The organism is Halobacillus sp., from assembly GCF_049282395.1.
Lineage (GTDB): Bacteria > Bacillota > Bacilli > Bacillales > Halobacillaceae > Halobacillus.
The window spans coordinates 1-3,662 of the sequence record NZ_JBAPTY010000144.1; the positions used below are offsets into that span (position 1 = coordinate 1).

Sequence of the window (3,662 nt, forward strand, 5' to 3'; positions counted from 1 at the left end):
CCCGCCATTCTTGCAATTTCGAATCCTTTGAGGTGTTGGTTCGAAGGGTAGTTTCCATGGTTAAATGAGGGGTCATCCTTAATGGCACGTGCTCCGATGTGATTAAAAGCAATTCCATAGTCACTTAGATAAGGAGTCGCAGCCAGAATAAAGAGCTGTTTCATAAAAGTCGGATAGAGCAGTCCCCATTCATAGGCTTGCATGCCCCCAAGAGATCCACCAGCGACAGCATGGAGGCGATTGATCCCAAGCTCACGTAAAGCCTTCCGCTGTGAATGGACGATGTCACGAACGGTAACCGGCGGAAAGCTTAATCGGTATGGTTCACCGGTTTCCGGGTCTAAACTGGCTGGACCAGTAGACCCGTGGCATCCACCTAATACATTAAATGTTATAACCTGAAACTTAGAGGTATCAATGGGTAGTCCTCTGCCAATCAATCCGGCCCACCAGCCAGGCTGTTCCTCAGAACCAACCGCATACTGGTTTCCTGTTAACGCATGGCAGATTAAAATAGTTGGAGCACCAGGTGGTCCGAATCGTTCATAGGCCAGTTCCACATTTGGCAATTGATCGCCAGATTCAAATGTAAAAGAACCAATTGAGATTGTTTTATTCTGAGACTGATAGCTGGTGGGGTTTTTTACAGACATGTCCATGCCTCCTTTCCAGTTTAGACAGAGAGTGGTGTTTCCTTGTAAGACTGCCCGGAACGTAACGCTATAATAGACTCATAAAGACTGATTCCTTTAACCAGATTATCCTGATCTTCTGATACTGATTCTCTTGACCATAACAAGCCTGGGTTAATCTCTTGAGCTGAATGGATCAAATCTTGATCGAGCTCTTTTGTATAAAGAACATCAACCACAGGGAGGGAGGAAGCTTTAAGGTCTTCAATGTTTTCCGTTTCTACAACCTGAAAACCTAAACGTGAAAGCTTCTTCGCTTCGCTTGAGAGTTCATCGTTTGCAGCCCCCGTAATAGCAATAACTCTCTGACGCAGTTCATTATTCGAACGGTCCAACGATGACGTCAGTGTCTCCTCTACAAGGGTCTTAGCGTTATGATAAGGTTTTGAAAAACCGGTGGCTTCTTTAAGGCCTGCATCCAGCTCAGCTATTAGATCTTCTATTGATTCAAGCCCCACAGACAAGCGCACTAATTCTTCCGTTACCCCGGATTTTTCGAGATTCTCATCACTTAACTGCTGGTGTGTAGTAGAGGCAGGGTGAATAATTAGCGATTTTGCATCCCCAACATTGGCTACGTGAGACCAGAGATTCGCTTGATCAATCAGTTTTTTTCCTGCCTCACGTCCACCTTTGATGCCGAATACGACGATTGACCCGTATCCATAACTGAAGTATTTCTTAGTAAGCGGATGTGTTGGGTGATCGGATAGTCCAGGAAAATTAACCCATTCAACGCCTTCATGAGACTGCAGGTATTCAGCAACTTCGAGAGCCTGATCAGAGTGTTTAGTGATTCTTAAATGAAGGGTCTCAAGACCTTGAAGCAGTAAGAATGCGTTGTGAGGACTTAAGCAGGCGCCCGTGTCACGGAGCAGCTGCACTCTCAACTTAACAGCGTAGCCGGCCGGGCCTACATCTAGACCAAAGCGGACGCCGTGATAACTTTCATCAGGTTCCGTGAATCCCGGGAATTTTTCATGATTCCAGTTGAAGCGCCCACTGTCTACAACGAGCCCGCCGATTGTCGTTCCATGACCGCCAATCCACTTTGTAGCCGAGTGAATGACAATATCCGCTCCCCAGCTGATCGGTTTGCAAATGTAAGGAGTAGCAAACGTGTTATCGATAATAAGAGGAATATGATGTTCATGAGCTACATCAGCAACCGCTTCAATATCCAGCACATTTAAGCTCGGGTTACCGATCGTTTCAGCAAAAATAGCTTTCGTTTTAGGGGTAACCGCTTTTTGGAAATCTTCTGGGCTGGTTCCTTCAATAAAATGCACAGTAATTCCATATTTAGGAAGTGTGTGTACGAACAAGTTATAAGTCCCCCCATATAAATGGGAAGAGGCTACAATTTCATCTCCAGCGCTGGCAATATTCAAAATGGCCATCGTTATGGCAGACATGCCTGAAGCGGTAGCTACAGCCGCAGCACCATCTTCAAGTAAAGCAATGCGCTGTTCTAATACATCGACGGTTGGGTTCATAATACGCGTGTAAATGTTGCCGGGCTCTGCCAATGAAAATAAGTTTTGAGCGTGATCGGTATCATTAAAAACGTAAGAAGTGGTCTGGTAAATCGGAACAGCACGTGAGCCGGTAGCAGGGTCCGGCTGCTGTCCTCCATGAAGCAATAAAGTTTCAGGTCCAAATTTGTGAAAAGGTAATGTCATTAATAGTCCTCCCTAAATTTATCATTCATTAATTCTAAAATTAAAAAGCCCCCTTCTTAAGTAAGAAGAGGGCGTAGCAATCAGTTCCTCCACTTATCTTCCAGATCCATAGATCTGTAGGAATTAGCACCTTTTCAAGTATCTACTTGAAGGTTGCCGGGCGTCACAGGGCCTAGTCCCTCTGCCACTCTCGATAAGAGTTTTTTTAATATTCAACTATTCATTAACTTGTATGGAATTATAAAGTGTTTTATGCTTAATTGTCAAACTATTTGTGCAAAATCCAAATACGTTTGAAATGACAGTGGGGTGGGAATGGTTTAGCAAGTACAGCAAAAGGAGTGAATAGACATGAAGGAATACACAGTTGCACCTAATAAAGACGTAACAGGCTGGTTGATCAAAATAGAAGATGTTGCCCCTACGGATTTGTATGATGAGCGTGATACGGCAGTAACAAAAGCTGAAGAAATGGCTCAAGATAACAAACCAAGCAGACTCTATATTTTAGATCAGAACCACGAAGTTGAAGAAGAAAGAAGTTATTAATTAAGAAGACTCCCTAAAGAGGGGGTCTTTTTTTATGAGTGGCTCTTTTAAATTACAGTGTTACATTCTTAAAGATAAGCTCCCGATACTGGAAGACTCAGTTTCGAGACTTTTATGAGAGTTAGGTCCGGAGGGGGACGATTTCGCTTTCCGCGGGCATGTGCTGAGCTTCCTCGGGCTTAACAGCCCTGCGGGATCTCACCGATCATGTTCATCCCGCAGAAGTCTTCATCGTCCCCCTCCGGACCTTGCCGAAGCAGATGCTCGAAACCACTTAAGACATCGACGGGTTGGTGAGAAAATAGCAAGTGTTCATAAGACTATTTTCATGCTATAACGATGTGAAATAGCTTGTCATAAAAGCATTTAGGATCAATTAAGAAGGAGAGCATTCTCTCTTATAAAAGCGTCCGTTATTCTCACTCGGATGGGTTGGTGGGGGAATGGCGAGACTCCCATGGGAGAAGGAACTAGGTGAGATCCCGCAGGGAGTGAAACGAGCGAGGAAGCTCACCGTTCCCCCATAGGAAAGCGAGTTATTTCCCAACCAGCCCCCTACTCATATCGTAACGGACCAAAGATGTCTCAAAACTGAGTCTTCAACTAATCGGTCCGATTGTGCAATAACTCTTTTATTAGATTCAATCACAACCTTTAACTGAACCGTAATAAAAAGCCTGGAACTTCTGAGTATCAGAAGTTCCAGGCTTTTTAATGTGGTCTTATTAGGAGCGTTTAT

General features: G+C 44.3%; 4 protein-coding genes and 1 riboswitch. Of the genes, 1 reads left to right on the top strand and 3 read right to left on the bottom strand.

The genetic code is table 11. The features are described 5' to 3' along the window. Nucleotides 1-653, bottom strand: a 653-nt coding sequence (locus tag WAM07_RS06625; protein WP_422165747.1) for an alpha/beta fold hydrolase, incomplete at its 3' end; no start/stop codon positions are given. A 20-nt stretch (nucleotides 654-673) separates the two neighbouring features. Then, a complete protein-coding gene (locus tag WAM07_RS06630; RefSeq protein ID WP_422165748.1) occupies nucleotides 674-2,374 on the bottom strand; it encodes an O-acetylhomoserine aminocarboxypropyltransferase/cysteine synthase family protein in 1,701 nt (566 codons plus the stop codon). A gap of 90 nt (nucleotides 2,375-2,464) precedes the next feature. Further along, nucleotides 2,465-2,574, bottom strand: a riboswitch (SAM riboswitch). A 151-nt stretch (nucleotides 2,575-2,725) separates the two neighbouring features. Here WAM07_RS06630 and WAM07_RS06635 point away from each other — a divergent pair. Next, nucleotides 2,726-2,923, top strand: coding sequence for a DUF2188 domain-containing protein (locus WAM07_RS06635; protein ID WP_422165749.1), 198 nt, complete (start codon nucleotides 2,726-2,728; stop codon nucleotides 2,921-2,923). Between the two features lie 559 nt (nucleotides 2,924-3,482). On the opposite strand, the gene WAM07_RS06640 is transcribed toward WAM07_RS06635, so the two are convergent. Continuing rightward, nucleotides 3,483-3,662, bottom strand: a 180-nt coding sequence (locus WAM07_RS06640) for a hypothetical protein (RefSeq protein ID WP_422165750.1), incomplete at its 5' end; no start/stop codon positions are given.

What these genes read in the sequence shown, in the direction of transcription:
- WAM07_RS06630 (WP_422165748.1), bottom strand. Translation starts at nt 2,374, where the DNA reads ATGACATTACCTTTTCACAAATTTGGACCTGAAACTTTATTGCTTCAT.
- WAM07_RS06635 (WP_422165749.1), top strand. Translation starts at nt 2,726, where the DNA reads ATGAAGGAATACACAGTTGCACCTAATAAAGACGTAACAGGCTGGTTG.